This window comes from Butyrivibrio sp. (assembly GCF_017433805.1).
In the GTDB taxonomy this organism is placed as follows: Bacteria; Bacillota; Clostridia; order Lachnospirales; family Lachnospiraceae; genus Butyrivibrio.
Map to the genome: position 1 here is coordinate 99,500 of NZ_JAFRGN010000033.1, position 26,873 is coordinate 126,372.

Sequence of the window (26,873 nt, forward strand, 5' to 3'; positions counted from 1 at the left end):
AATGAGAACTTACTTGGTTACAGGTGGAGCAGGTTTCATTGGCTCTAATTACATTAACTATATGTTTAAGAAGTACGACAATGAGATCAGAATCATCAACGTTGATGTACTTACTTATGCAGGCAATCTTGAGAATCTGCGCGATGTAGAGAACAGAGACAACTACACATTTGTTAAGGCAGATATCTGTGACAGAGACGCCATCAACAAGATCTTTGAGGAGAATGACATCGACAGAGTTGTTCATTTTGCTGCGGAGAGCCATGTTGACAGATCAATCGTTAATCCTGAGGTATTTGTCCAGACTAACGTTCTTGGTACAGCTACAATGCTGAACGCTGCCAAGAAGGCATGGGAGCTTCCTGATGGAACATTCAAGGAGGGCAAGAAGTTCCTTCATGTTTCTACAGATGAAGTATATGGTTCACTTGATGATGATCCAAATGCATACTTCTATGAGACAACTCCATATTCACCACACAGCCCATATTCAGCTAGTAAGGCAAGCTCAGATATGCTTGTTAAGGCATACATGGATACTTACAAGTTCCCTGCTAACATTACTAACTGTTCTAATAACTATGGACCTTTCCAGTTCCCTGAGAAGTTGATTCCACTTATCATCAACAACGCTCTTGCTGGCAAGGATCTTCCAGTATACGGTGACGGTAAAAACGTTCGTGACTGGCTCTTTGTTGAGGACCATGCTAAGGCTATCGATATGGTTCAGGAGAAGGGCAGACTCTTTGAGACTTACAATGTAGGTGGTCACAACGAGAAGCAGAATATTGAGATCGTTAAGACAATCATCGACGTTCTTAAGGAAGAGCTTGATGATTCAGATCCTAGAAAGGCTCATCTTTCATATGACCTTATCAAGTATGTATCAGACAGAAAGGGTCATGACAGAAGATATGCGATCGCACCTGACAAGATCAAGGCTGAGATCGGCTGGGAACCAGAGACAATGTTCAACGAAGGTATCCGCAAGACAATTAAGTGGTACTTCGAGAACCAGGAATGGATGGAGCACGTAACCAGCGGCGATTACGAGAAGTATTACGAGAAGATGTATAGCAATAGATAATAATACAAATTGATTGTGCTTGCACAAAAATCATGTTCGTATTAGTTATCCGTATCATATACTGATGTGGAGGAATTCATAAATGAAAGGTATTATTCTTGCCGGAGGTTCCGGTACTAGATTATATCCACTTACAAGAGCTATGTCCAAGCAGATGATGCCTGTTTACGACAAGCCTATGATCTATTATCCACTTTCAACACTTATGCTTGCAGGAATCAGAGAGGTTCTGATCATCTCTACACCTAGAGATCTTCCTGCATTCAAGGAACTGTTTGGAAGCGGAGAGCAGCTTGGTATGCACTTTGAATATGCAGTTCAGGAGCAGCCAAGAGGACTTGCAGATGCGTTCATTATCGGAGCTAAGTTCATTGGTTCTGATTCAGTTGCACTTGTTCTTGGAGACAACATCTTCTATGGCCAGAGCTTTTCTAAGCTCCTTAGAGAGGTTGCATCAAGAGAGAGCGGAGCAACTATCTTTGGCTACTATGTAAGAGATCCTAGAGCTTACGGCGTAGTTGAGTTTGATGAGAATGGTAAGGCTATCAGCATCGAAGAAAAGCCTGAGAACCCTAAGAGTAACTATGCGGTTCCTGGACTTTACTTCTACGACAACAAGGTTGTTGATATCGCTGCCAATGTACAGCCTTCAGCCAGAGGTGAGATTGAGATCACCAGCATCAACAATGAGTACCTCAGAAGAGGTGAGCTCTCTGTTGAGACAATGGGAAGAGGATTTGCATGGCTTGATACAGGTAACCATGATTCACTTCTTGATGCATCTGATTTCGTATGTGCATTCCAGAAGAGACAGGGACTTTATATTTCCTGTATCGAGGAGATCGCTTACAAGCGCGGATTCATCAGTAAGGAGCAGCTCCTTAAGCTTGCTGAACCTCTCATGAAGACAGATTATGGTAAGTACCTCGTAGAGGTTGCCAACGGCCTGTAATCAGAACTGTGCATTTACTGTACTGTTCGCTAGATAATAACTTTTTTGTGGGGATAACATGGGGGACGACACATGGATAAAAAAGTATTCACAATGGCCCTGATGACCATATTAAGCGCTTTTATCCTGGTAGTAGTTATTATTTATGCCACAAATGCTGACAAGATCAACAAGATGCTTGGGAGAAAAGACAACAGCGCTTCGGTGGAAGTATCCACAGAAGAGCTGTCAGTTCCTCAGGAAGTCTACGGTCAGCAGATTGGGGATGATTTAAAGAGCTTTCTGTACGACGAGGACTTTTTTGACGAAGCAGAGAAGGTTCCTGCTGTAGTAGTTATCCAGCAGAATACCAAGACTGTTAACAGTAGTTCAGATTCATCAAGTGCAGAAGAGGGACAGACAGGCGGCTCAGGAATGGCTGTTGTAGGACAGCTTGATAATCCCGGAGCAGCAGCTTCTTTTGGAAGCAGCATGGGACCTGGAACTGAGATTCCTCAGGGGCCTATACCTGGCTCAGAGACAATTGGTGGAACACCAGTTGGTAATCCATGATTACAATACTTATAAAATATATAACGGAGTAATAAGAGAAAATGGGTAAGATAACAGTTGAAACATGCGAAATTGAAGGACTTAAGGTAATCACTCCTCAGGTGTTTGGTGATCCAAGAGGATACTTTGTTGAGACATACAATAAGAGAGATTTTGAGGAAGCTGGCATTACCTGCGAATTCGTACAGGATAATCAGTCAGCTAGCAAAAGAGGCGTTCTAAGAGGCCTTCATTTCCAGAAAGAGCATCCACAGGATAAGCTTGTTCGCTGCATTAACGGTGAAGTATTTGACGTTGCAGTTGATCTTAGAGAGGGCTCCAAGACATATGGTAAGTGGTTTGGAGTAGTTCTTACAGCTGAGAACAAGAAGCAGTTCTTTATTCCTAAGGGATTTGCTCATGGTTTCCTGGTACTTTCCGATTATGCTGAGTTTGCATATAAGTGTTCTGACTTCTATCATCCTAACGATGAAGGCGGCATTATGTGGAATGATCCTGATGTTGGGGTTGAATGGCCACTTCAGGAGGGTGTAGAGCTTCTTTTCTCTGAGAGAGATACAAAATGGGGAGGAATCAAGCAGCTTTGAATAAAGGGTTAAGAAAACTTCCCAAGCATACTGGCTTGGGCATTTTCTATGTATTGGCGCTTACACTTGCGCTTCTATTAGTGTTGCATAATAACCCGCTTGCAGATCCACATACAGAGATGCTCAAAAAGATATGTGGCTGCGTTCTGATCGGAGTGAGCTGTGTTCTGGCGTTTGCCTGGTATGACAAGTTAACTGTTCTGCCGGTAGAACTCTTTCATTCCAGAAATCTTATCAAGAGATTATCTATCAATGATTTCAAAAAGAGATATGCGGGATCATATATGGGAATCGTGTGGGCACTGGCACAGCCGGTGGTCACTGTTGCCATGTACTATGTTGTATTTGATGTTATCTTCCAGTCAAGAGCGCAGGCAGTATCTGGTGGAATCGAGATGCCTTACGTTCTGTTCCTGACAGCTGGTCTTGTACCTTGGTTCTTCTTTACAGAGGCCCTTACAAACGGTACTACATCACTTCTGGAATATAACTATCTGGTTAAGAAGGTTCTTTTCAAGATCAGTATATTACCTATCGTTAAGATAATTGCTGCAATGTTCATTCACATTTTCTTTATCTGTGTAATGCTCATCATTGCCTGTGTTTACGGCTATTATCCAAACGTTTACTGGATTCAGTTTATTTACTACATAGGATGTGAATTTATTCTGGTATTGTCACTTAGCTACGCTACATGCGCTATCGTAGTTTTCTTCAGGGACTTACTTCAGATCATCAATATCGGACTTCAGCTTTTCCAGTGGTTTACACCAATTCTTTGGAATATTGCTATTGTGCCAGATGAGTATAAGTGGATCATCAAGCTTAATCCTATGGCATACATTGTAGAGGGATACAGGAACACTATAAGTGGAGACACTTGGTTCTTTGAACATTTCTATTCTTCAACATATTTCTGGTTATTTGTGGTTGCTACATTCTCTATTGGTACACTGATTTTCAAGCGTTCCAAGCCACACTTTGCGGATGTGCTGTAATTGCGTATCCATAACCTATCGGAGACATAAATGGAAAACAACGTAGCGATTGAGGTAAAAAACCTCACCAAATCGTATAAATTATATGACAAGCCCATGGACAGACTCAAAGATTCGCTTGGCCTTGCTGGTAAAAAGAGATTCAAAGAACATCTGGCACTTAATAATGTCAGTCTTTCTGTCAAAAAGGGTGAGACAGTAGGTATTATCGGAACAAACGGTTCAGGTAAGTCTACAATCCTCAAGATCATTACAGGAGTTTTATCTCCTACTTCCGGCGAAGTCAATGTAGATGGTCATATTTCAGCTCTTTTGGAGCTGGGCGCCGGCTTTAATATGGAATACAACGGAATTGACAACATTTACCTCAATGGTATGATGATTGGTTTTTCCGAAGAAGAAATAACCAAGAGACTTGATGCAATCCTTGAGTTTGCTGATATCGGAGACTATGTATATCAGCCTTGCAAGACCTATTCAAGCGGTATGTTTGTAAGACTTGCTTTTGCGGTCGCTATCAATATTGATCCTGAGATCCTCATTGTTGATGAAGCTCTTTCTGTAGGAGATGTATTCTTCCAGGCTAAGTGCTATCACAAGTTTGAGGAATTTAAGAAACAGGGTAAGACTATTCTTTTTGTATCTCATGATCTGTCCAGTATCAGTAAGTACTGCGACAGAGCGATTCTCTTGAATCAGGGTGTGCTCCTTGGAGAAGGAACTCCCAAGAAGATGATCGATATTTACAAGCAGGTACTTGTTGGACAGTATCCACTTCCTTCAAGTGATGTAGAGAATCTTCTTGATGACGAGCAGATCAGAGCAGCAGCTGCTGATGCAGATGAGAAGGCTAATTCCAAGATCAAGGGTGACAAGTCTTCTGATAAAAAGAGTAGTGATGACAATAAGGCAATGGGTGAGAATCCTGATACTCTCGAGTATGGCGACGGCGCAGCAACTATAGATGAGTTCTATGTTACTGATGCTAACGGACTTAGAGCCAGTTCTATCATCAAGGGAACTGACTTTACAGTTCATATGAGAGTTAAGTTTAACAAGGACGTTTCAGCACCTATTTTTGCATTTACTTTCAAGAATATCCTTGGTATCGAGATTACTGGTACCAATTCAATGGTTGAGAAGGCATTCCTTGAGCCGGTCAAGGCTGGAGATGTCAAAGATATTTCTTTTACCCAGAATATGACACTTCAGGGCGGAGAGTATCTGATAAGCTTCGGTGTTACAGGCTTTGAGCAGAATGACTTTACTGTATATCACAGGTTATATGACGCACTTAACATTACAGTAGTATCAGACAAGAATACAGTTGGATATTACGATATGAATTCTGTATGCAAAGTTGAAGATGCTAAATAAGACGTCTATGTATAACACCTGAGAGGAACGAGCAGATGCAGGAAGAAGTAAAGATTGGCAAGGTAACGCTTAATTTCAAGCATTATTCAGGGGTTGATCTTTATAGTGATGGAGCTATAGAGAATGACCTTCTTGAAATTGTCAAAAAATATAAAAAAGAAGAATATCCCAAGGTAATTGAAGAGAGGGGCAATTGGCCTATTCTCTATCATTTGTCTGAGCAGAGAGCCAATATTGTAGAGTGGATCCCTATGGAAAAGGGTGCCAAGGTACTGGAGGTTGGCTCAGGTTGCGGAGCTATTACAGGAATGCTGGCTCAGAAGGCTGGCGAGGTTGTAGCCTGCGATCTTTCAAGGAGACGTTCCGAGATCAATGCCACAAGGAATCAGGACTGCGACAATGTTACTATTCACATCGGTAACTTCAGAGATGTTGAGCCTGATCTTCCCAAGGACTTCGACTATATCTTTTTGATCGGTGTGTTTGAGTATGCCCAGGGGTACATCGGAACTGAGAATCCTTATGAGAAGTTCCTGAGAATGATGAACAGACATCTCAAAAAGGGCGGTAGAATCGTAATCGCCATTGAGAACAGACTGGGACTTAAGTATCTGGCTGGATGTGCTGAGGATCACCTTGGAACCTACTTTACAGGTATCGAAGGATACTCTGCAGACAGCGTAGCCAAGACTTTTACTAGAAATGGACTCATCAACATTTTCAAGAAATGTGGAATGAAAGAGTATCATTTCTATTATCCATATCCTGATTACAAGCTGATGACTCTTTTACATTCAGATTATTATCTGCCTGGCTTTGGAGAGCTTCAGGATAACGTCAGGAACTATGACAGGGACAGAATGATTCTCTTTAACGAGAAGCACGCCTATGAGGATCTGGTAAAAGATGGAATGTATCCAGATTTTGCTAACTCCTTTGAGGTAATCATCGGACCTGGCTTTGATACGATTTATAGTAAGTACAGCAATGACAGAGTTGATGAATTCAAGATCAGAACTGACATTGCTATCAGCAGAACAGGCAGGAAGATCATCAAGAAGTTCCCTCTTACAGAGGCTGCCAAGGAGCATGTATTTGGCATGAGAGATGCCTATGCAGGCCTTGTGGAGAAGTACAGAGGTGGCGATCTGGAGGTCAACGACTGTCAGCTTGATGAGAAATCCGGCTGTGCCATTTTCTCTTTTGTCAACGGAGTTCCACTTGCGTCGCTCTTGGATGAATGCCTGGATAAAGATGACATGGATGGCTTCGATGCACTTATAAATGAGTACATCCGCAGAATTAACCACAAGCCTGATTATCCGGTGTCCGATTATGACCTAATTTTCTCTAATATTATGGTTAATGGGCCTATTTGGACTATAATAGATTATGAGTGGACCTATGGTAAGTGCATTCCAGCCAAGGAACAGATTTGGAGAGCGCTCTACTGCTACAGATTAGAGGATAGGAAAAGAGAAAAGTTCGATCCTAAGGGCGCTTTCGAGAGACTGAACCTTTCTGAGGATGATATCAAGACTTTGCTTGAAGAAGAATATGCTTTCCAGAAGTATGTGACTGGAAGCCGTAAGTCTATGGTTGAGATCTGGAAGGAGATTGGCCGTAAGGTCATTGTACCTAAGGAAATGGTACATCCTACCGAGGGAGCAAGACCAGATGACTGCATTCAGATCTACCTCGATGAGGGAGAGGGCTTTTCAGAGGACGACTCTATTTTCCCAGAGGAGCAGTATGATGAGAAGAATACTGTAAGCCTGGATATCAGAGTCGATTCTAATTGCAGAACAGTGAGAATTGATCCAGCTTTTGCACCATGTATGGTTACTTTGGTAAGTGCCACATGGAATGGGGAGGCCTTTGCTGATGATATTTCGGATGTTTCCATTCATCCGGTCAATGGTAATTGGATATCAGATGATTCAATGATCTTCAATACAGATGATCCTAATATTGAGTTTGGCCTTACATCTGACAAGCTCAGTGTACAGGAGAGAAATCACCTGTGTATCAAGATGATAATGACTCTTTTACCAAGAAATGCAGCTCAGGCGGTTGTAGAGTCGCTACATGTTGAGGAGGAGCCACCACAGCCCAAGGACAATATCATCAAGAAGATTGGCAAGAAGATAATTCAAAAGCGTGAGGAGCGCTATTACAGAGACGAAGAGGAGTGACGGTTGGGGATATGCTAAAGGACATAGCTAAGTCAGTTCTTGTAGGAAAAAGAGTAAGCAAATACAACAAGATAGTTAAGGCGAAATCTTCTGCCTATGACAAGTGGCAGAAGGCCAAAGAAAAAGAGCCTGTGTTAACCGCAGAGGCTCCTATTAGCTATGAGACTTTAGAGACCGGAGAGGTTGTTCCCCATAAGCTTCCTGAGCCCAGAGTCAAAGTTGTTCCTTATGCCAAGGTCTGGGAAGTTTCAGTTGATAAAAATGATGACAATGTAGTTTATCTTTTTGTGAGCCCTAAGGGTAAGCTTACAAAAAGAGCTACAGAGGTCGTTAAGCAGTACTTTATAGCTCATCCTGAGCACAACGTGGTATACGGTGATGAGGATGAGACAGGAAAGGGTGGTAAGTACATTCACCCGTTCTTTAAGCCGGACTGGTCTCCGGATTCATATTTAAATGCGTTTTACATCGGAAGTTTCTTTGCTTGCAGAGCGGCAACCCTGCGCGAATCTGGCGGTGAATACGACAATGCAGTCAGAATGCTGGGTGGCACTGCTAATAAAAAGAACTCGCCTGAACAGGTGGGCCTTGAAGCATCCTTGCTTTCAGCGGATGTTCTTTTCTGTATGCTGGCGATTCATGAGCATGCCTTTGCGAAAAGAACTGGAGTAGAATTTCCAATTGGTCACATAAGGGAAGTTCTTTTCCACAGAAGCCCTGAGCAGGATGTTTTTTATGGCAGAAACTATCACAATTCAAGGCATATGCTGCTAAAGCCTACAACAGTCAGTATTGTTATCCCATCCAAGGATCATCCTGAGGTTCTCAAGAGATGCCTTGAGTCAATTGTTGAGACTACAAGTGAAAAAGACAATATCACTTACGATATAGTTGTTCTTGATAATGGATCAGATGCCAAGAACCGCGTCAGATACGGCGTTTTCATTGGCAAGATTCCAGCCAGGAACGGACTGACCAAGATCAATTATCTGTACAGGCTTGATGAATTCAATTTCTCAGCTATGTGCAATAAGGGAGCCAAGAATACAAGGGGAGAATATCTTCTTTTCCTGAATGATGACATTGAGTGTGTCAAGGAGGGCTGGCTTCGTGAGATGGTTTCCCAGGCTCAGCTCAAGCATGTTGGCGCTGTTGGAGCCAAGCTGATCTACCCTGACACTGACCTTATCCAGCACGCTGGAATTGCCAATGTCAGACGTGGCCCTGTGCACAAGCTTCAGAAGATGCACGACAACAAGAGCCACTACTTTGGATACAACAGAGGTATCCACAATAATATCGGTGTTACTGCAGCATGCCTTCTTATCAGCAGGCAGAAGTTCAATGCTATCGGAGGTTTCCCTGAGGAGCTGAAGGTTGCGTTTAATGATGTTGATTTCTGCTATTCTCTTTTTGAGAAGGGCTATTACAACGTGTGCTGTAATCACATATATCTGCGTCATCACGAGTCTCTTACCAGAGGCCTTGATAACCTGGATCCCAAGAAGATGGAGAGACTTGCGGTTGAGGGCGATACTCTCATGAGACGTCATGCGTTCCTCTACAATGAGGATCCATTCTACAGTCCACATCTTACTGAGGATGAGACTATTTCTGCGATCATCCCAAGAGAGGATTACACTGCTGTTGAGGATATCGCGTATTCGAGTGCATCAATACATGACAAGGGTATTCGCGGAGCCAGAGAGGATCAGTGCCTTAGAATTGGCTGTGAGTATAACGGAACACTCGATAACTGGTTGTACGGTGTTACAGCTGAGGGACATGAGGAAGGCTATTACCTCAAGGGCTACAGCTTTGTTATTGGCTCAGACAATGCTCTTTTTGAAAAGAGACTTCTCCTTCGCAAGGTTGAGAGGAATGAGAGCGGTGCTGGCCCAGTTAACAATAAGGTTTACAGCTTCCCTATTTATACCTGGTACAGACCGGACATAAGGGTACGACTTCAGGATCAGGTAAACGTTGATCTTACTGGTTACAAGGTTAAGATCAAGAATAACGTGCTTGAGCCTGGTTATTACCAGATTGGAATGCAGGCAACGGACAAGACAAGCAGACTTAAGCTTGTGAACTGGGTTCCAAATATTTTGAACGTAAAGAGATAAATTCAGGAGTATTTATTAGTAATGAGTGAAATGGATTACAAGGCAGCCTACGAGCGCGAGAAGCTCAAGAGCGCAGACCTGGCTGAGAGAATTGCAGAGCTTGAGGACAAGAATCAGGAACTGCAGTTTAAACTGGATAGGATCAAGAATAACCCAATCTGGAAGGCATCAACTCCTGCCAGAAATGCTATGCACTGGGTTATCAGACAGAGAGACAGGGTGAGGAACCAGGGCTCTCTTCGCGGAGTTATCGCCAAGATCAAGTACAAGCAGATCGAGAAAAAGGCAATGACTCACTACGGAACAGAGAGTTTCCCAAGTGAAGAGACAAGAAAAGAGCAGGAGGCTGCTGTATTTGAGAAGATGCCTCTTATCTCAATTCTGGTACCGTTGTACAACACTCCTGAGAAATTCCTAAGAGATATGATCGAGTCTGTTATAGCTCAGACCTACAGCGGATGGCAGCTATGCCTTGCTGATGGATCTGATGCTGAACACGTTGAACTTGTCAGCAGAATTGTTAAAGAATATCAGGATAAAGAAAAAGACTATCGCGGCGGCAAGATCTCTTACATGAAGCTTGAAAAGAATGAAGGTATTGCCGGAAACACCAACCACTGCCTTGAGATGGCTGAGGGTGAGTATATAGGTCTTTTTGATCATGATGATATCCTTCATCCAGAGGTTCTGTACTGGTATGTTAAGGCTATCAACGAAGAGAATGCTGATTACATTTACTGTGATGAGACCACCTTCAAGGGTGAAGACATCAACAAGATGATCACAATGCACTTTAAGCCTGATTACGCTATTGATAATCTTCGTGCTAATAACTACATCTGTCACTTCAGCGTATTTAAGAGAACTCTTCTTGATGGAACAGAGCTCTTTAGAACTAAGTTTGACGGAAGCCAGGATCACGACATGATCTTGAGACTTACTGACAGAGCTGAACATATCGTTCACGTGCCTAAGCTTCTGTACTACTGGAGATCACATGCAGGAAGCGTAGCTTCTGGTATCAGCGCTAAGCCTTATGCTATCGAGGCTGCCAAGGGAGCTGTTGCTGATCACTTGAGACGTCATGGCTATGACCACTTCAAGATCACCAGCACAAGAGCGTTTGAGACTATCTTCAAGATCACCTATGAGGTTCAGGGAACACCTAAGATTTCTATCGTTATCCCTAACTGCGAGCATGCAGAGGACCTTAAGAGATGCATTGACTCAATTTATGAGAAGTCAGTTTATGACAACTACGAGATAATAGTTGTTGAGAATGGCAGCACAGGCTCTGAAATTAAGGGCTACTACGAGGAGCTTAAAAACGGTTCCCGTAAGGATGTTGTCAAGGTTGTTGATTACTATGAGAATGGTGCACATCTTAATGCTGATGGCAGCAAGCCTTCCTTTAACTACTCAGCTGTAGTTAACTACGGAGTTGCTCATAGTACTGGAGAGTACATCATACTCCTTAACAACGATACACAGGTTATTACAGTTAACTGGATGGAAGAGCTTTTGATGTATGCTCAGAGAGCAGATGTTGGAGCCGTTGGCGGTAAGCTCTACTTCCCAGACCGCAAGATTCAGCACGCTGGTGTTGGTCTGAAGCTCGGTGCCCACAGAACTGCTGGCCATTCACATTATGGACAGGCTGGAATGAATCTTGGTTATATGGGCAGACTTTGCTATGCCCAGGATGTTAGCGCTGTTACAGGTGCATGCCTTATGGTTAGCCGTGCCAAGTATGACGAGGTTGGCGGCTTTGATGAGGGCTTTGAGGTTAGTCTTAATGATGTTGACTTCTGTCTTAAGCTCAGAGAAAAAGGCTATCTTAATGTCTTTACACCATTTGCAGAGCTGTTCCATTATGAGTCTCTTTCAAGAGGCCTTGACCTTGAGGGCAAGAATGCTGAGCGCTATGAGAAGGAGTCAGAGCACTTCCGCACTAAGTGGAAAGAGGTGCTTGATAAGGGAGATCCTTATTACAACCCTAACTTCTCACTTGACCGAAGCGATTTCTCTTTAAATGTAGAGGGATACTCAAGCCTAAGGACACAGTGAAGTCCAAAAATATGATATAATTTTAGTTGCGTAGTGAATTATTTTAAATTCAATATATATGTTTAGTTACATGATTTGTGACGAGGAGGATATTATTATGAGTGATGCTCAGAAGCAGTTTGAATACTGGCTTAACGATTCTTACTTTGATGAGGCTACCAAGCAGGAGCTTCTTGCTATCAGAAATGATGAGGCAGAGGTAGAGGATAGATTTTATAGAGAGCTTGAGTTTGGTACTGGCGGACTCCGTGGTGTTATCGGAGCTGGTACTAACAGAATGAACAAGTACACAGTACGTAAGGCTACACAGGGCCTTGCTAATTATATCAAGAAGAATGGCGGAGCTGATGCAGCTAAGAGAGGAGTAGCTATTTCTTTTGACTGCAGAAGATTCTCACCTGAGTTTGCAGAAGAGACAGCTCTTTGCCTTGCAGCTAACGGAATCAAGGCTTATGTAAGTGACATTCTTCGTCCTACTCCAGAGCTTTCTTTTGCACTTAGAGAGTTCGGATGTATCGCTGGTGTTATGGTTACAGCTTCTCACAACCCACCAGAGTACAACGGCTACAAGGTATACTGGGAGGATGGCGCACAGATCACACCTCCTCACGATACAGGAATCATCTCAGAGGTAATGGCTATCACTGATTACCATGAGGTTAAGACAATGTCTAAAGAGGATGCTGTTGCAGCTGGTCTCTATGTAGCTTTCGGCGAGGAAATCGACGACAAGTACATGGTAGAGCTCAAGAAGCAGATCATCCACAAGGACGTAATCGGTGAGATGGCTGATAAGTTCACTATCGTTTACTCACCATTCCATGGAACAGGTAACCTTCCTGTTAGACGAGTACTCAAGGAGCTTGGCTTCAAGAACGTATTCGTAGTTCCTGAGCAGGAGCTTCCAGATCCTGACTTTACAACACTTGATTATCCTAACCCAGAGGATCCTAAGGCTTTCGAGCTTGCTCTTAAGCTTGCCAAGGAGAAGGATGCAGATATCGTACTTGCTACTGATCCTGATGCTGACAGACTTGGTATCTATGCAAAAGACACTAAGACAGGCGAGTATGTAGCATTTACTGGTAACATGTCTGGTATGCTCATCGGAGAGTATATCCTTCGTGAGAGAAAGGCTACAGGAACAATGCCTGCTAACCCAGCATTCGTTACAACTATCGTTACAACTAACATGGCCAAGGCAGTTGCTGAGGACTATGGCCTTCACTATATCGAGGTTCTCACAGGCTTTAAGTACATTGGTGAGCAGATCAAGTTCTTTGAGGAGAATGGCCAGTCTCACAACTATGTATTCGGTCTTGAGGAGTCTTATGGATGCCTTGCTGGAACACATGCAAGAGATAAGGATGCCGTTGTTGCAGTTATGATGCTGTGCGAGCTTGCAGCCTTCTACAAGAAGCAGGGCAAGACTGTATGGGATGCAATGATCGACATTTATGAGAAGTATGGCTACTACAAGGAAGGCCAGTACTCAATCACAATGAAGGGTAAAGAGGGTGCTGAGCAGATCGCAGCACTTATGGATAGACTTCGTAGCAATCCTCCTAAGGAGTTTGGCTCATTCAAGGTTGAACAGTTCAGAGATTACAAGACTGGCAAGACTCTTGATATGGCTACTGGAAAAGAGGGTGAGACAGGACTTCCTACATCTAACGTTCTGTACTTTGCACTTGATAACGATGCTTGGTGCTGCGCTAGACCTTCAGGAACAGAGCCTAAGATCAAGTTCTACATGGGTGTTAAGGGCACAAACCTCGAGGATGCTGACAAGCTCCAGAAAGAGCTCACAGATGCTGTAAAGGCAGTAATCGGCTGATAATAATAATTAAGGAAAAATTTATGGGTATAAGAAATGCGGTCCGTAAGACAATTGCATATCAGAAACGCAATGGGACAAGGGCCGCATTTTTTGCTGCCCTTGAACGTGTTTCTGACAACTTTAAGGATAAGTACGAGTATGTACCTCTTCCAGAGGATGTGAAACAGGAACAGAAGCGGGAGTACAAGCTCCTTGCTGAGGCGGGGAACTGCGTTAGATTTAGTATAGTAGTTCCTCTTTTTAATACTCCGGAAAAGTATCTTAAGGATATGATCGAGTCAGTTCTGGCACAGACCTATGGTAACTGGGAACTGGTTTTGGCTGACGCTTCCCTTAATACTTCTGACGTAGCTAAGGAGTATGCGGATGAAGATCCGCGTATCAAGTACTATCATCTTGATAAAAATGCCGGAATTTCTGAGAATACCAATAGAGGCCTTGAGAAAGCTTCCGGTGATTATATAGGTCTTTTGGATCATGATGATATCCTGACTCCTGATGCACTCTACGAGGTTTCAAGAGTTATCAGAAAGAGCATGAAGCAGAATAAGCTCGTGAGGTTTCAGGATTGTCCAGTGAGGCTTATTTATTCTGACGAAGACAAGTATGATGGCGACAGGGACAAGTATTATGAGCACCATGCCAAGCCATCTTTTAATATGGATTATCTTTTATCCAATAATTATATCTGCCATTTCACAGTGATGAGGGCAGATGTGATCAAGAGGCTCAAGTTAAGGAATGACTATGACGGAGCCCAGGATTTTGACCTGTTCCTGCGTGCAACAGCTGAGGCTACATTGGATATGCCTATGGCTTCAGGTCAGATTGTGCATATAGCTAAGGTTTTGTATCACTGGAGATGCCACAAGAATTCTACAGCAGCTAATCCAGCCAGTAAGACCTACGCTTATGAAGCCGGCAAGAATGCTATTGCTGATCTCATGCGCAGATACAAGATAAATGCAGAGGTTGAGCCTTTGCAGCATTTGGGATTTTACCGTGTCAATTATGTGCCTGACATTTTCTCTGGAAGACGAGATGTGGGCTGCGTTGGCGGCAAGATTCTGAACAAAAAAGGACGAATTGCAGGTGGCGCCTACACCAAGGATAAGGCTTTGATGTACGCGACCCTTCCAGAAGGCTACAGTGGTGGCCTTCAGCATAGAGCTGTGCTCCAGCAGGACTGCGCTGCAGTGGATATAAGATGTCTTTCAGTAAGACCTGAGCTTGTTCCGCTCTATGAGCAGGTAACTGGGGTGAAATACGTGGATGCATATGGAGAAGCTATCGCCCAGGCGAAAATTGCAGCAAAAGAGGGCAGACACAAGGTTGTTCAGGCTGCGGATGATAGGTTTATATCTCTCAATCAGCAGGAGATAGTTGACCTAAGCTTTAAATTATGCGAAGAAATCAGGAAAAAGGGCTACAGGATCGTATGGGATCCAAGGGCTGTGCAGAGGATTAGTTGATGGAATCTGTTGCGGTTATCATTCCAAATTATAATGGGCAGAAGTATCTGACTGATTGCCTTAAGAGCCTGCGCAAGCAGACATATCGTGGTTTTAAGGTGATCATGGTGGATAACGGCTCTACAGATGGCAGTATTTCTCTTGTGCAGAGAGATTTTCCTGAGGTAGAGGTTATTGCTCTGCCTGACAATACGGGCTTTGCCAATGCAGTTAATGTAGGAATCAAGGCAACTCAGGCTGAATATGTATTTCTTTTAAATAACGATACGATATGCGAAGAGGGCGTTATTGCTGCGCTTGTGGGTGTTCTGGATAAAAAGCCTGCAGTATTCAGCGCTCAGGCCAAGATGCTACAGATCAAGGAGCCGCATCTCATCGATGATGCAGGCGATTATTATTGTGCTCTTGGCTGGGCTTTTGCTCCATCCAAGGATAAAGATAATTCTAAATATTCCAAGAGAATAAATGTGACAAGTGCCTGTGCAGGAGCTGCCATGTACAGAAGACAGGTATTCGAAGAAATAGGATACTTTGACGAGGAACATTTCTGTTATCTTGAGGATGTGGATGTTGGTTATAGGGCGAGGCTCTATGGATATAACAATGTGATGGAACCGGGGGCGATTGTCTATCACGTTGGTAGTGCCAGCAGCGGTTCAAGACACAATGCATTTAAGGTTGAACTTACTGCGGCTAATAACTTATACTTGATTTATAAAAATATGAATGCACTTCAGATAATAATAAATCTTCCATTATTTCTGTCAGGTGTTATAATTAAGCATGTTTTCTATATGAAGAAGGGGTTGGGGAAGGCTCATCTTAAGGGTCTTTCTAAGGGATTTTCCAAGATTATTACTAATTCAGATAAAAGAGTCACCTTTGGCGGCAGGCAGATTGCAAACAGCTTTCTGATGCAGCTGGAGCTATGGGTTAACTGTATCAGACGTTTGCAGTGAGCCCTGTGGCTTGAGGCATATAGATGATCAAAGACAACCAGATACATTTGAATAGGGCACATGTCGTGGTGGACGGGCTGATTGTTGCCGGTTCTTACATGTTGTCTTATTATATCAAGTTCGAGTCATTTATCGGCGACAGAAATCCTGCTGGACATCTTTCCATGCAGACTTACTTTTCTGCGCTGTATTTTTTGGTGCCTGGATTTCTTTTCCTGTATTATCTGGTGAATTTATATACATCCCGAAGGGCGCTCAAGCTATGGGATGAGTTTGTGGATATCGTCCAAGCTAACATTGTCGGTGTGATTGGGTTCTACGTTGTACTGTTCATGCTCAAGCAGAACGACTTCTCACGAACCATGATCGCAATATTCGCAGTCATAAACGTAGTTGTCACGACTTTTGCTCATGGACTTCTGCGTAAGTTCCTGAGATATATCAGGAAAAAAGGTTACAACATCAAGCACATTCTTCTCGTGGGCTATTCAAGAGCTGCAGAGGGCTATATCAGCAGGATCCTTGAAAATCCACAGTGGGGCTACGATGTGGCAGGTGTCCTTGATGACTTTGTTCCTATTGATACCAGCTATCACGGAGTCAAGGTTGTAGGTAAGATCGACCAGCTTGGGGACTATCTTGCTAATGGCAACTACGATGAGATTACTATTACACTTCCTCTGGATGATTACGACAGACTTGAAGAGCTTGTGGCACAGTGTGAGAAATCTGGTGTCCATACCAAGTTCATTCCGGATTATCAATCTCTTTTCCCAAGCAATCCGTACACAGAGGATGTTCAGGGACTTCCTGTTATCAATATCAGATATGTGCCACTTAGCAATGCATTTAACAGCTTGTCCAAGAGGTGCGTAGACATATTTGGTTCGCTTCTTGCAATTATCCTGTTTTCACCAGTTATGCTGGCTGCAGCGATTGCAGTCAAGGCTACCAGCAAGGGACCTATCATTTACAAGCAGGAGAGAATTGGCCTTAACGGCGAGCCATTCATGATGTACAAGTTCAGGACCATGAGGGTTCAGACAGAGGCTGAGGAAAAGAAAGGCTGGACAACCAAGGATGATCCAAGAGTTACCAAGGTTGGCGCACTTCTCCGTAAGACCAGTATTGATGAGATGCCTCAGTTCTTTAATATTTTCATCGGTAAGATGAGTCTTGTTGGGCCAAGACCTGAGAGACCTCAGTTTGTTGAGAAGTTCAAGGAACAGATTCCAAGATATATGGTCAAGCATCAGGTTCGTCCGGGACTTACCGGATGGGCGCAGATCAATGGATACAGAGGCGATACTTCTATCAGAAAGCGTATCGACTACGATATTTACTATATCGAGAACTGGTCCATGACCTTTGATTTCAAGATAATCCTTGGCACTATCAGATATGGATTTGTGAATAAAAATGCATATTGATGAGCGTTTAAAGATTTCTTGTATAATTTGAATAATTGTGGCAAAATGTAAGGTGGTGTGAAATTGTCATACCACCTTTTTGTTATTTTCAGCATTTTGTTGGGAGGATTTTATAATGGGAAATCGTGACGACGAGTACTACGATAGAGAAGACAGAAGACCATCCCAGAGAAGTTCAAGGGATGATGATTACAGAGGCAGCAGACGTAGTGATGACAGATATAGAAATGATTACTACGAGGATGATTACGACGATTATGATGACAGACCTCGCAGAAAGTCATCAGAGTCATCAAGAAATGCTTCAGGAAGTGGAAGCGGCTCCAGAAGCTCATCTGGCAGAAGTGCTTCACACAGCTCATCCAGAAGTGGTTCATCCAGAAGCAGCTCTTCAAGGAGCAGCTCATCCAGAAGCTCAGCTTCCAGATCAGCTAAGGGTTCTGGCAAGGGCGGATCAAGAGGAGGCAAGAAGAAAAAGAATCAGAAGCTTGGAATTATCCTTGTTCTTGCCGAGGTTGCAGTAGCTCTTGTTCTTTTATTTGTTGCATATCAGGTATTCTTCAAGGTTGATGTTACCAAGGTTGGTAAGGTTAACATGAATGAAGAAGTTATCAATAAGAGTATCAGCGAGACTGTTGCTGAGAACCAGGAGATGAAGGGCTATACCAACATCGCACTGTTCGGTGTAGACTCACGTGAGGGTGAGCTTACCAAGAAGACCAGAACAGATACAATCATCATTGCTTCTATCAACAATGATACTGGTGCTGTTAAGCTCTGCTCAGTATATCGTGATACTTACCTCAACCTTAGTAACGATGAGTACACTAAGTGTAACGCAGCTTACGCTGAGGGTGGCCCAGAGCAGGCTATTTCAATGCTCAACATGAACCTCGATATGGATATTTCAGACTTTATCACTATCGGATTCAGAGGACTTACAGATGTTGTTAATGCTCTTGGCGGAGTACCTATCGAGGTAACAGACGCTGAGATTTCTCACCTTAATAACTACCAGGCTACAATGGCTCAGGAGCTCAAGATGGATTACACTCCAGTTCAGAGCGCCGGACTTCAGACACTCAATGGTCTTCAGGCTACAGCTTACTGCCGTATCAGATATACAGCAGGTGATGACTTCAAGCGTGCTGAGAGACAGAGAACAGTTCTTATGGCTTGTCTTGACAAGGCTAAGGGCATGAGCTATTCACAGCTTGAGACTGTTGCTAACAAGGCTTTTGGTGAGACTTATACATCACTTGATCTTAGCGAGATCCTTGACCTTCTCAAGAATATTGCTAACTACGAGGTTATTGATAATAACGGATTCCCTGAAGAGACAATGCGTGCTACAGGCACAATTGGTAAAAAGGGTAGCTGCGTAGTAGCTGTTGATCTTGAGTCTAACGTTAAGTGGCTTCACCAGTTCCTTTTCGAAGATACAGAGTATTCCGTATCTGAAGATGTTAAGAAGTACAGCGAGAAGATCAAATCTGATACAAGTTCTTACCTGAATTAACTGTAATTTTCTGAGGAAATTGATAAAATATAAAGGGGCTGGGTTATATGACCTCGCCCCTTTTTTGATAATTATAATTTGGAGAGTTTATGAAGACTGTAGATGTAATTATACCCACCTACAAACCGGATATTTCGCTGTTTAGGCTGATTGATGACCTGGAGAGACAGTCCGTCAGACCTGAGCATATCATAATCATGAATACTGAGGAGCAGTACTGGAATGAACTTGTTAAGTCCAGCAACGAGAATCCTACAGATAAGTACGACAATATTATCATAAGACATGTTACCAGAAGTGAATTTGATCACGGTGAGACCAGGAATCAGGGAGTAGCTCTTTCAACGGCGGATTGTTTCCTTATGATGACACAGGATGCTTTCCCTAAGGATAAGATGCTTATTTCCAGCCTTGTTAAGGTACTTGAGAGAGATGTTGCTGCAGCTTATGCAAGACAATATCCCAAGACAGACTGTAATCTTGCAGAGCGCTATTCCAGAAAGTTTAATTATCCAAATGAGCCAATGAAGAAGACTCAGAAGGATGTGGACAAGCTCGGTATTAAGACATATTTTTGCTCTAATGTATGCGCTATGTATAGGCGTGATATATATGATGAGATTGGAGGCTTTACTCACAAGACTATCTTTAATGAAGATATGGTCTATGCGGGCAATGCTTGCCAGAGAGGCTATGCGATCTATTATGTGCCAGAGGCTGGAGTGATCCACTCTCACAATTATTCATGTGCACAGCAGTTCCATCGCAATTTTGACCTGGGGGTTTCTCAGACTGATCATCCTGAGATCTTTGGAGGTATCAGTTCTGAATCAGAGGGTAAAAAGATGGTGGGACAGACCATTCAGCATTTCAGGCACATTGGTAAAGCTTATCTGATTCCGCATTACATTATTATGTGTGGATGCAGATTTATGGGATACAAGCTTGGCAGAAATTACAAGAAGCTGCCTAAGGGGCTTATAATGGCTTGTACTATGAACAAAGAGTATTGGAAGTAATCGGGGATATAGTGTTTTTGGAGTGTAGCGTAGGCTACTGGGGTTATTTTAAGAGAGGGTATTTATGGAGCTGGATCTTGCAGGAAGCAATATAAAAATTTCTGACGACATTAACACATGGGAGGAAGTTAACCTCCTTTATAATTCTGCGCTCAAGCAGATAACAACCAAGATAGAGATCCTGAATGAGGAGTTCCAGGAGGTGCACAGATACAATCCTATCGAGCACACCAAGGCCAGACTCAAGTCTCCTGAGAGCATTGTCAAGAAGCTCAAGAGAAACGGCTACGAGTCAACAATAGGTAATATGGTACGTTATGTCAACGATATAGCTGGCATTCGTATCATATGTTCTTTTACGTCTGATATTTACAAGATTGCTGAGATGATCAGCAACCAGAAGGATATTCAGGTCCTTACAGTCAAGGACTATATCATGAATCCCAAGCCAAGTGGCTACAGAAGCTATCATATGATCATTTCTCTTCCTGTTTATCTGTCCGACAGGATTGTTAATGTTAAGGTAGAGATTCAGATCAGAACTGTAGCGATGGATTTCTGGGCTTCACTCGAGCACAAGATTCAGTATAAGTTTGAGGGAAAAGCTCCTGTACATATCAATTCAGAGCTGCACGAATGTGCCAAGATGGTGGCAAGCCTCGATGCGAGAATGCTGTCTCTTAATGAAGAGATTCTGGCGATTTCGGAGAAGTAGCTAGAAGCACTCCTGGGGGTGTAACCTAAAATACCCCCTAACATGAGGAGTGGGTAGACACGGTCGCCCGCACCTACCCTATTATGAAAAAATCTATCTTTCGTTTGTCAGTTGCCGTATTGCTATCGGCTATGTAAATACTATACAAGTTAATTATTAATAAATTATGAACAAAAAATGAACTAGTAGTAAAATCGTACAATAAATTATAAAAGTTACCTTTAATCTTGTTAATGTTGCATAAAAAATGTACAATGACATTGTTGCTATTTTTTGCGCAGCCTGCGGAATGGGGAAATGAATAATATCCGCACATGCGCTGAGTTGGGAGGAAATAAACGTGGAGAATTTCATGAACAAGCTTGCTGAGAAGATCAGCGCACAGGACATCATCAGAGCCAATTCACAGGCAGAGGCTGCAGAAGCACAGCGTATCAAGCAGGAGGCTGAGCATTACAAAGCGCAGCTTGAAGAGATCAAGCATTCTTCAGAAGAGTACAAGGCTATTCTCGAAGAGATGAGAAAAGATGCAGGCGAATACAAGAGCCAGCTTCAGGAGATGAAGGAAGATTCCAAGGCTTACAGACAGAAGCTTGAGGAGAATGATACCAAGATTCATGATGTAGGCGTTCAGATATATAGAAATGTTCAGGCTGTTATCGAGAAGAGTCAGGACAAGAATAAGGAAGATATTAAGGATCTGCAGAACAGACTTGAGACACTTCAGGTTACTGTGGAGACCAAGAATAGTGCATTTTTGCCACTTACAATAATTACCATGATTTTGGTAATTGCAGATTTGGCCTTTAACATTCTGCGTTTTCTTGGTATTATCTAAAGAATACTGATTAAATTTAGAAAGATTACTATTTTATTTATGGGTTTGAGTAATACAGTTTTTAGAAACAAGATAAAAATATGGTTTTTACGCTCAGCAATGGTGATCGTTACAGTGTGGATCCTATTTATGCCAAGCCTTGTTAAGTTCCAGAAGGGTGGCAATAACATTTTTACCGTCACACTTAATGGCACAGAGGTTGGTACAGTAGAGTCCAGAAATGATGCTTACGCTGCACTTAGACTTGCCAGAAAGGCTATTTCTGACAGCACTGAGGAGCTTACACTTGCTACATCCAATATCGCTGTAGAGGGCAGCAATGTTCTGTGGGGAACTGTTGAGTCTCCAGCAGAGGTTGCTACCAAGATGGAAGCTGTTCTTAATAATAGTAAGAAGAGCACTCTTAACAGAGCTTATTCCATCAAGATCAACGAGTTTGCAGTTAATCTTGCCAGCATAGACGAAGTTATGGAGCTTCTTGAGACAGCTCTTTCTAACTTCGATACTGAGGACCAGTACGATGTTAAGCTTGTCATGGATCCAAGCCGAGAAGTGAACGTACTCACAACTCTTGTGCAGAGCAAGGAAGAGGTTAAGAGAGAAGAGCAGCAGACTCTTTTGAGTATGCCTGAATCAGGTTTTTTCAACACTATCTCTGATATCGTCAATGAGGCCACTCCTCTTGCATATGACAAGGATTTCAGTGACTACAAGCTGGGACTTCAGTCAATTGATTTTGCCGATAAGGTTGAGATTGTAGAGAGCTACCTTCCTTCAGAGGAGCTGACTGATCTGTCTACAGCTATTGATGATGTTACCAAGGACAAAGAGACCAATCAGATATACGAGGTTAAATCAGGCGATACACTTAGTTCTATTGCTCTTGAGTATAACCTTACTGTTGCTGACCTTATAGCTATGAACGAATCTCTTGAGGATGAGTTCACCAGAATCCGTGTAGAGGACGAGCTTATCGTTACTGTTCCTGAGCCTGAGCTTTCAGTACAGTACACTGTAGAGGATTACTACGAGGAAGACTACGAGGCTGAGGTTGAGTATATTCCTAATGATTCCTGGTATACCACACAGTCCAAGGTATTACAGGAGCCTTCAGCTGGACATCGTAAGGTTGTAGCTCTTATTACTTATACAGATAATAGTGAAGTTTCAAGAGAAATAGAAAAAGAGGAAGTTACCTATCAAGCTGTTCCCAAGATTGTTGAGAGGGGAACTATTGTGCCTCCTACATATATCAAGCCTATTTCCGGAGGAAGATTGTCTTCTGGATTTGGACGCAGAAGTGCGCCTAAAAAGGGAGCCAGCACTTATCATAAGGGTGTTGACTGGGCTACTCCGGTAGGAACAGCTGTTGTTGCATCTTCTTCTGGTACAGTAACTCGTGCCGGATGGGGAAGTGGATACGGATATTGTGTATATATCAAACATGCTGATGGAAGAGAGACCAGATATGGTCACCTTTCCAAGATACTTGTATCTACAGGACAGAAGGTTTCACAGGGACAGAAGATTGCTCTGTCTGGAAATACCGGTGTTTCAACAGGTCCGCATTTGCACTTTGAGATTCTTATAAATGGATCTCAGGTTAATCCGCTTAATTATTTGAATTAAAACGGAATAAGTTGTATGCTTTTTATTAGGTATATTTACAAGTTTTACAAATGCAAATGTTTGTGATATAAATATTGTTTGTTTGATTATAAATTGGAACTGATGCAACAGAGAGGTTGCTTATGGAAAAGTACGTTATTAAGGGCGGTAATCCACTTGTTGGTGAAGTGGAGATTGGTGGTGCCAAGAATGCTGCGCTTGCTATTTTAGCAGCTGCCACCATGACAGATGAGACCGTCTATATAGATAATATGCCTGACGAATCAGATACTAATGCGATGCTTCAGGCCATAGCTAGTACAGGTGCACATGTAGAGAGAGTTGACAGACATGCAGTTAAGATCAACGCTTCTGCAGTACACAATTATACGATTGAAGATTATATTAAAAAGATCCGTGCTTCATATTACCTTCTTGGAGCATTTCTTGGTAAATACAAACAGGCCGGAGTAGTTCTTCCTAGCGGATGTAACATCGGACTTCGTCCTATTGACCAGCATATCAAGGGCTTTACTGCTCTTGGAGCCACAGTTAATATCGAGCATGGTATTATCGATGCTCATGCAGATAAGCTTGTTGGAAGCCACATTTACCTTGATGTTGTAAGTGTTGGTGCTACTATCAATATCATGATGGCAGCCACAATGGCAGAAGGTAAGACTATCATTGAGAATGCTGCCAAGGAGCCACATGTAGTAGATTTTGCGAACTTCCTTAACAGCATGGGTGCTAATATCAAGGGCGCAGGTACTGATGTTATCAGGATCAAGGGAGTTGAGAGACTTCACGGCACAGAATATACTATTATTCCTGATCAGATCGAGGCTGGAACATTCATGCTGGCAGCAGCTGCTACCAAGGGTGATATTACAGTCAAGAATGTAATTCCCAAGCACCTGGAGTCTATCAGTGCCAAGCTTATTGAGATGGGATGTCAGGTTCACGAGTCTGACGATGCTGTAAGAGTAGTTGCTACCAGAAGACTTCAGAACACCCATGTTAAGACACTTCCATATCCAGGATATCCTACAGATATGCAGCCACAGATTACTGTAGCTCTTGGACTAGCAAGTGGTATCAGTATTGTAACAGAGAGTATTTTTGAGAATAGATTCAAGTATGTCGATGAGCTTACCAGAATGGGAGCTTGCATCAAGGTAGAGGGCAGCACAGCCATTATCGAAGGTGTCGACAAATATACAGGAGCTGTTGTTTCAGCACCTGACCTTAGAGCTGGTGCAGCGCTTGTTATTGCAGCACTTACAGCAGAGGGCTATTCAAGCGTCGAAGATATCAAGTATATCGAGAGAGGCTATGAGGATTTTGATCAAAAGCTTAGAGATCTTGGTGGTATCATCGAGAAGGTTGATTCTGAGCGAGATGAGCAGAAGTTCAAAATGAAACACGCATAAATAATATTGAGAATAATAAATCCTGCTAACGGTGAATATCACTGATAGCAGGATTTTTTGTAAGTTCTTTTACATTATTTCCTTGATGTAAACGCCAGGGCATTTGCTCAGGTCGATGTAATCGTGGCCAATCTTGATAGTTGGCTTGGTAAGGAAGTTTTTGTTGATAAAAATGATTTCTCCTACTTCGCCGGTATTAAGGCGTACTGTAGACAAAAGGTAGGTGTTTACTATGTTCTGAAGGAAGCAGATGATCATTTCTGCATCGTACTTCTGTAAGCCTTCTTCTTCAAAGTTCTGGAGTGCAATGAAAGGACACAGAGGTTTTCTATAGTACCTGGCACTGGTCATGGCATCGTAAACATCAGTTATTGCCACAATCTTTGCATAAACATCAATCTGAGGAGCGGTAAGACCCTTCGGATATCCGGAACCATCGCATCTTTCGTGGTGCATCAGCGCGGCATTTTTAATATGAATACTCATATCCAGATCTTTTATAATGTCAAAACCTTTTTCTGGATGAGTCCTCATGATTCGCAATTCATTTGGGTCAAGCTTGCCAGGCTTAGTTATGATTTCTTCTGGGATAGTGATTTTACCTATATCGTGGAAAAGACCTGCTAAGGTGGCCTTCTCTATTTCAGATTCATCCCACTTGAGCCACTGGGCAAGGATGTTGGAGGTAAGAGCAACATTTATGCAGTGTGTATAAGTTGGATCGTCGTAATCTCTTAAGTTGTGGAGCATATAGAAAACTTCAGAAGTTGACTTGCCGCTTTTTAACAGAGAACAGATAGGAGTCAGGAGTAGTTTGGGGTCAAAAGAACCCTTGCCAGAAACAAGATCATCGATACTGTCCTTGTATTTCTGGGCACAGGCTTCAAAATTCTGCTTAAACTCCTGGAATTCCTTAGACTGACGAACTCGCTCCAGAGCAGTAAGCTCGTGGTCGTCATCTACTTCAAAAGCGTAATGGTCAATTCCGTTATCCTCAATTTCAACCTCACGAATAGAGTAAAAAACGAGCTTGGCAATATCGGATTTGTCCAGAATTGTTCCCTGATCCATTATCGTATTAAGATTATCTGTTACTACCTTCGTGGCAAGAACCATGCCAGGAAGCAGCTCTTTTGTAGCAATCTTTTTCATATTAGCTCCGTAATTACGCATATTATCTCACGATAAGATATTTTAATTATATTTTAGCTATTTTGTGTTGACAAGTAGACTCATAAAAGTCTAATATAAATTTTATAAAATATAAATTCTTCGGGGCAGGGTGTGATTCCCAACCGGCGGTATAGTCCGCGACCCACTTAGGTGGCTGATTTGGTGCGATTCCAAAACCGACAGTAAAGTCTGGATGAGAGAAGAATGCGCAATATTTATTTTTGTGGTAGCCCCAGGTCTGGATTTGTATCGACTTGGAGCTTTTTCTTTTCCCTTGAATTCCAAACCCGATGGAGAAAAGGAGAAAACATGAAAGAAACACAGACACTATTTGACACAGTTAAGGGAAACCTGGGGACATTCCTGGCTCTGGTACTTCTGGTTGTAGGAGCAATTGCTATCACAGTAGTTGCTGAGAAGATCGCCAGCAAGAGAGAGAAAGAGCTGACAGGAAGATGCGAGGCAATGTTCAGCATCAGAAGAATTGCTATTATCGGAGTATTCTCCGCTATATCTTTTGTCCTTATGTTAATCGAGTTCCCACTTCCATTCGCACCATCTTTTTACAAGTTTGACTTCAGTGATATTCCAGCACTGATCGGTGGATTCGCTGCAGGCCCTATGGTTGGTGTGATGATCGAGTTCATCAAGGTTGCACTTAACCTTATTATTCAGGGTACATCTTCAGGATTTGTTGGTGAGATCGCTAACTTCGTTGTAGGAGCTGCATTCATTCTTCCTGCAACTATTATCTACAGATTTAAGAAGACAAGAAAGGTTGCACTTATCAGCTGCATAGTTGGTACACTTACAATCGCTATCGTTGGCTCAACTCTCAATGCGTTCTTCCTTCTTCCTGCATATGCAGTTATGTTCGGAAGCGGAATCGACACATTCGTACAGATGGGAGCAGCAATCAACCCAGC

Annotated in this window: 21 protein-coding genes and 1 riboswitch; of the genes, 20 read left to right on the forward strand and 1 reads right to left on the reverse strand. The window is 42.7% G+C overall.

Going from position 1 to position 26,873, the window contains the following annotated elements; all coding sequences use genetic code 11:
• The first annotated feature begins 1 nt into the window (after position 1).
• The 19 genes from rfbB to IJI01_RS08770 all read left to right on the forward strand — a co-directional run bounded on the left by rfbB (position 2) and on the right by IJI01_RS08770 (position 24,774).
• Positions 2–1,087 carry a dTDP-glucose 4,6-dehydratase gene (gene rfbB, locus IJI01_RS08680; RefSeq protein ID WP_292188825.1) on the forward strand — a complete coding sequence of 362 codons (1,086 nt, stop codon included), beginning with the start codon at positions 2–4 and terminating at the stop codon, positions 1,085–1,087.
• An 82-nt stretch (positions 1,088–1,169) separates the two neighbouring features.
• Complete coding sequence (gene rfbA, locus IJI01_RS08685) at positions 1,170–2,039, forward strand: glucose-1-phosphate thymidylyltransferase RfbA (protein ID WP_292188828.1); 870 nt, start codon at positions 1,170–1,172, stop codon at positions 2,037–2,039.
• A gap of 72 nt (positions 2,040–2,111) precedes the next feature.
• Positions 2,112–2,591 carry a hypothetical protein gene (locus IJI01_RS08690; protein WP_292188831.1) on the forward strand — a complete coding sequence of 160 codons (480 nt, stop codon included), beginning with the start codon at positions 2,112–2,114 and terminating at the stop codon, positions 2,589–2,591.
• Between the two features lie 41 nt (positions 2,592–2,632).
• On the forward strand, positions 2,633–3,178 hold the full coding sequence (gene rfbC / locus IJI01_RS08695) for a dTDP-4-dehydrorhamnose 3,5-epimerase (protein WP_292188835.1): 546 nt from the start codon (positions 2,633–2,635) through the stop codon (positions 3,176–3,178).
• Positions 3,175–4,176 (forward strand): ABC transporter permease, encoded by a 1,002-nt coding sequence (locus IJI01_RS08700; RefSeq protein ID WP_292188838.1) that lies wholly within the window; start codon positions 3,175–3,177, stop codon positions 4,174–4,176. Before rfbC ends, IJI01_RS08700 begins: the two co-directional genes overlap by 4 nt.
• Positions 4,177–4,206: 30 nt before the next feature.
• A complete protein-coding gene (locus tag IJI01_RS08705) occupies positions 4,207–5,553 on the forward strand; it encodes an ABC transporter ATP-binding protein (RefSeq protein ID WP_292188840.1) in 1,347 nt (448 codons plus the stop codon).
• Positions 5,554–5,588: 35 nt separating this feature from the next.
• A complete protein-coding gene (locus IJI01_RS08710; protein ID WP_292188843.1) occupies positions 5,589–7,748 on the forward strand; it encodes an SAM-dependent methyltransferase in 2,160 nt (719 codons plus the stop codon).
• 11 nt (positions 7,749–7,759) lie between these two features.
• Entirely contained in the window at positions 7,760–9,874 is a 2,115-nt protein-coding gene (locus IJI01_RS08715) for a glycosyltransferase family 2 protein (protein ID WP_292188846.1), read from the forward strand.
• A gap of 21 nt (positions 9,875–9,895) precedes the next feature.
• On the forward strand, positions 9,896–11,941 hold the full coding sequence (locus tag IJI01_RS08720) for a glycosyltransferase family 2 protein (protein ID WP_292188848.1): 2,046 nt from the start codon (positions 9,896–9,898) through the stop codon (positions 11,939–11,941).
• 97 nt (positions 11,942–12,038) lie between these two features.
• A complete protein-coding gene (locus IJI01_RS08725; protein ID WP_292188853.1) occupies positions 12,039–13,778 on the forward strand; it encodes a phospho-sugar mutase in 1,740 nt (579 codons plus the stop codon).
• Between the two features lie 23 nt (positions 13,779–13,801).
• The gene (locus IJI01_RS08730; protein ID WP_292188856.1) at positions 13,802–15,253 is read left to right on the forward strand and encodes a glycosyltransferase; all 1,452 of its coding nucleotides are present in this window, start codon (positions 13,802–13,804) and stop codon (positions 15,251–15,253) included.
• On the forward strand, positions 15,253–16,212 hold the full coding sequence (locus IJI01_RS08735; protein WP_292188859.1) for a glycosyltransferase family 2 protein: 960 nt from the start codon (positions 15,253–15,255) through the stop codon (positions 16,210–16,212). The genes IJI01_RS08730 and IJI01_RS08735 overlap by 1 nt, the downstream gene beginning before the upstream one ends.
• 23 nt (positions 16,213–16,235) lie before the next feature.
• A complete protein-coding gene (locus IJI01_RS08740; RefSeq protein ID WP_292188861.1) occupies positions 16,236–17,642 on the forward strand; it encodes an undecaprenyl-phosphate glucose phosphotransferase in 1,407 nt (468 codons plus the stop codon).
• Positions 17,643–17,757: 115 nt separating this feature from the next.
• Positions 17,758–19,161: an LCP family protein gene (locus tag IJI01_RS08745; protein ID WP_292188864.1), complete on the forward strand. Its 1,404-nt coding sequence runs from the start codon at positions 17,758–17,760 to the stop codon at positions 19,159–19,161.
• 89 nt (positions 19,162–19,250) lie between these two features.
• Entirely contained in the window at positions 19,251–20,180 is a 930-nt protein-coding gene (locus IJI01_RS08750; protein ID WP_292188866.1) for a glycosyltransferase family 2 protein, read from the forward strand.
• A gap of 64 nt (positions 20,181–20,244) precedes the next feature.
• On the forward strand, positions 20,245–20,895 hold the full coding sequence (locus IJI01_RS08755) for a GTP pyrophosphokinase (RefSeq protein WP_292188869.1): 651 nt from the start codon (positions 20,245–20,247) through the stop codon (positions 20,893–20,895).
• Between the two features lie 340 nt (positions 20,896–21,235).
• Positions 21,236–21,733, forward strand: coding sequence for a hypothetical protein (locus IJI01_RS08760; protein ID WP_292188872.1), 498 nt, complete (start codon positions 21,236–21,238; stop codon positions 21,731–21,733).
• A 129-nt stretch (positions 21,734–21,862) separates the two neighbouring features.
• Entirely contained in the window at positions 21,863–23,362 is a 1,500-nt protein-coding gene (locus IJI01_RS08765; RefSeq protein WP_292188875.1) for a LysM peptidoglycan-binding domain-containing M23 family metallopeptidase, read from the forward strand.
• A gap of 122 nt (positions 23,363–23,484) precedes the next feature.
• Positions 23,485–24,774, forward strand: a complete 1,290-nt coding sequence (locus IJI01_RS08770; protein ID WP_292188878.1) for a UDP-N-acetylglucosamine 1-carboxyvinyltransferase — start codon at positions 23,485–23,487, stop codon at positions 24,772–24,774.
• 69 nt (positions 24,775–24,843) lie between these two features.
• Here the strand turns inward: IJI01_RS08770 and IJI01_RS08775 are convergent, their stop codons facing one another.
• Positions 24,844–25,947, reverse strand: a complete 1,104-nt coding sequence (locus tag IJI01_RS08775) for an HD-GYP domain-containing protein (protein WP_292188881.1) — start codon at positions 25,945–25,947, stop codon at positions 24,844–24,846.
• A 91-nt stretch (positions 25,948–26,038) separates the two neighbouring features.
• A riboswitch (FMN riboswitch) is annotated at positions 26,039–26,156 on the forward strand.
• 100 nt (positions 26,157–26,256) lie between these two features.
• On the opposite strand from IJI01_RS08775, the gene IJI01_RS08780 reads away from it, so the two are divergent.
• The coding region (locus IJI01_RS08780; RefSeq protein WP_292188884.1) for an ECF transporter S component at positions 26,257–26,873 on the forward strand (617 nt) is incomplete at its 3' end.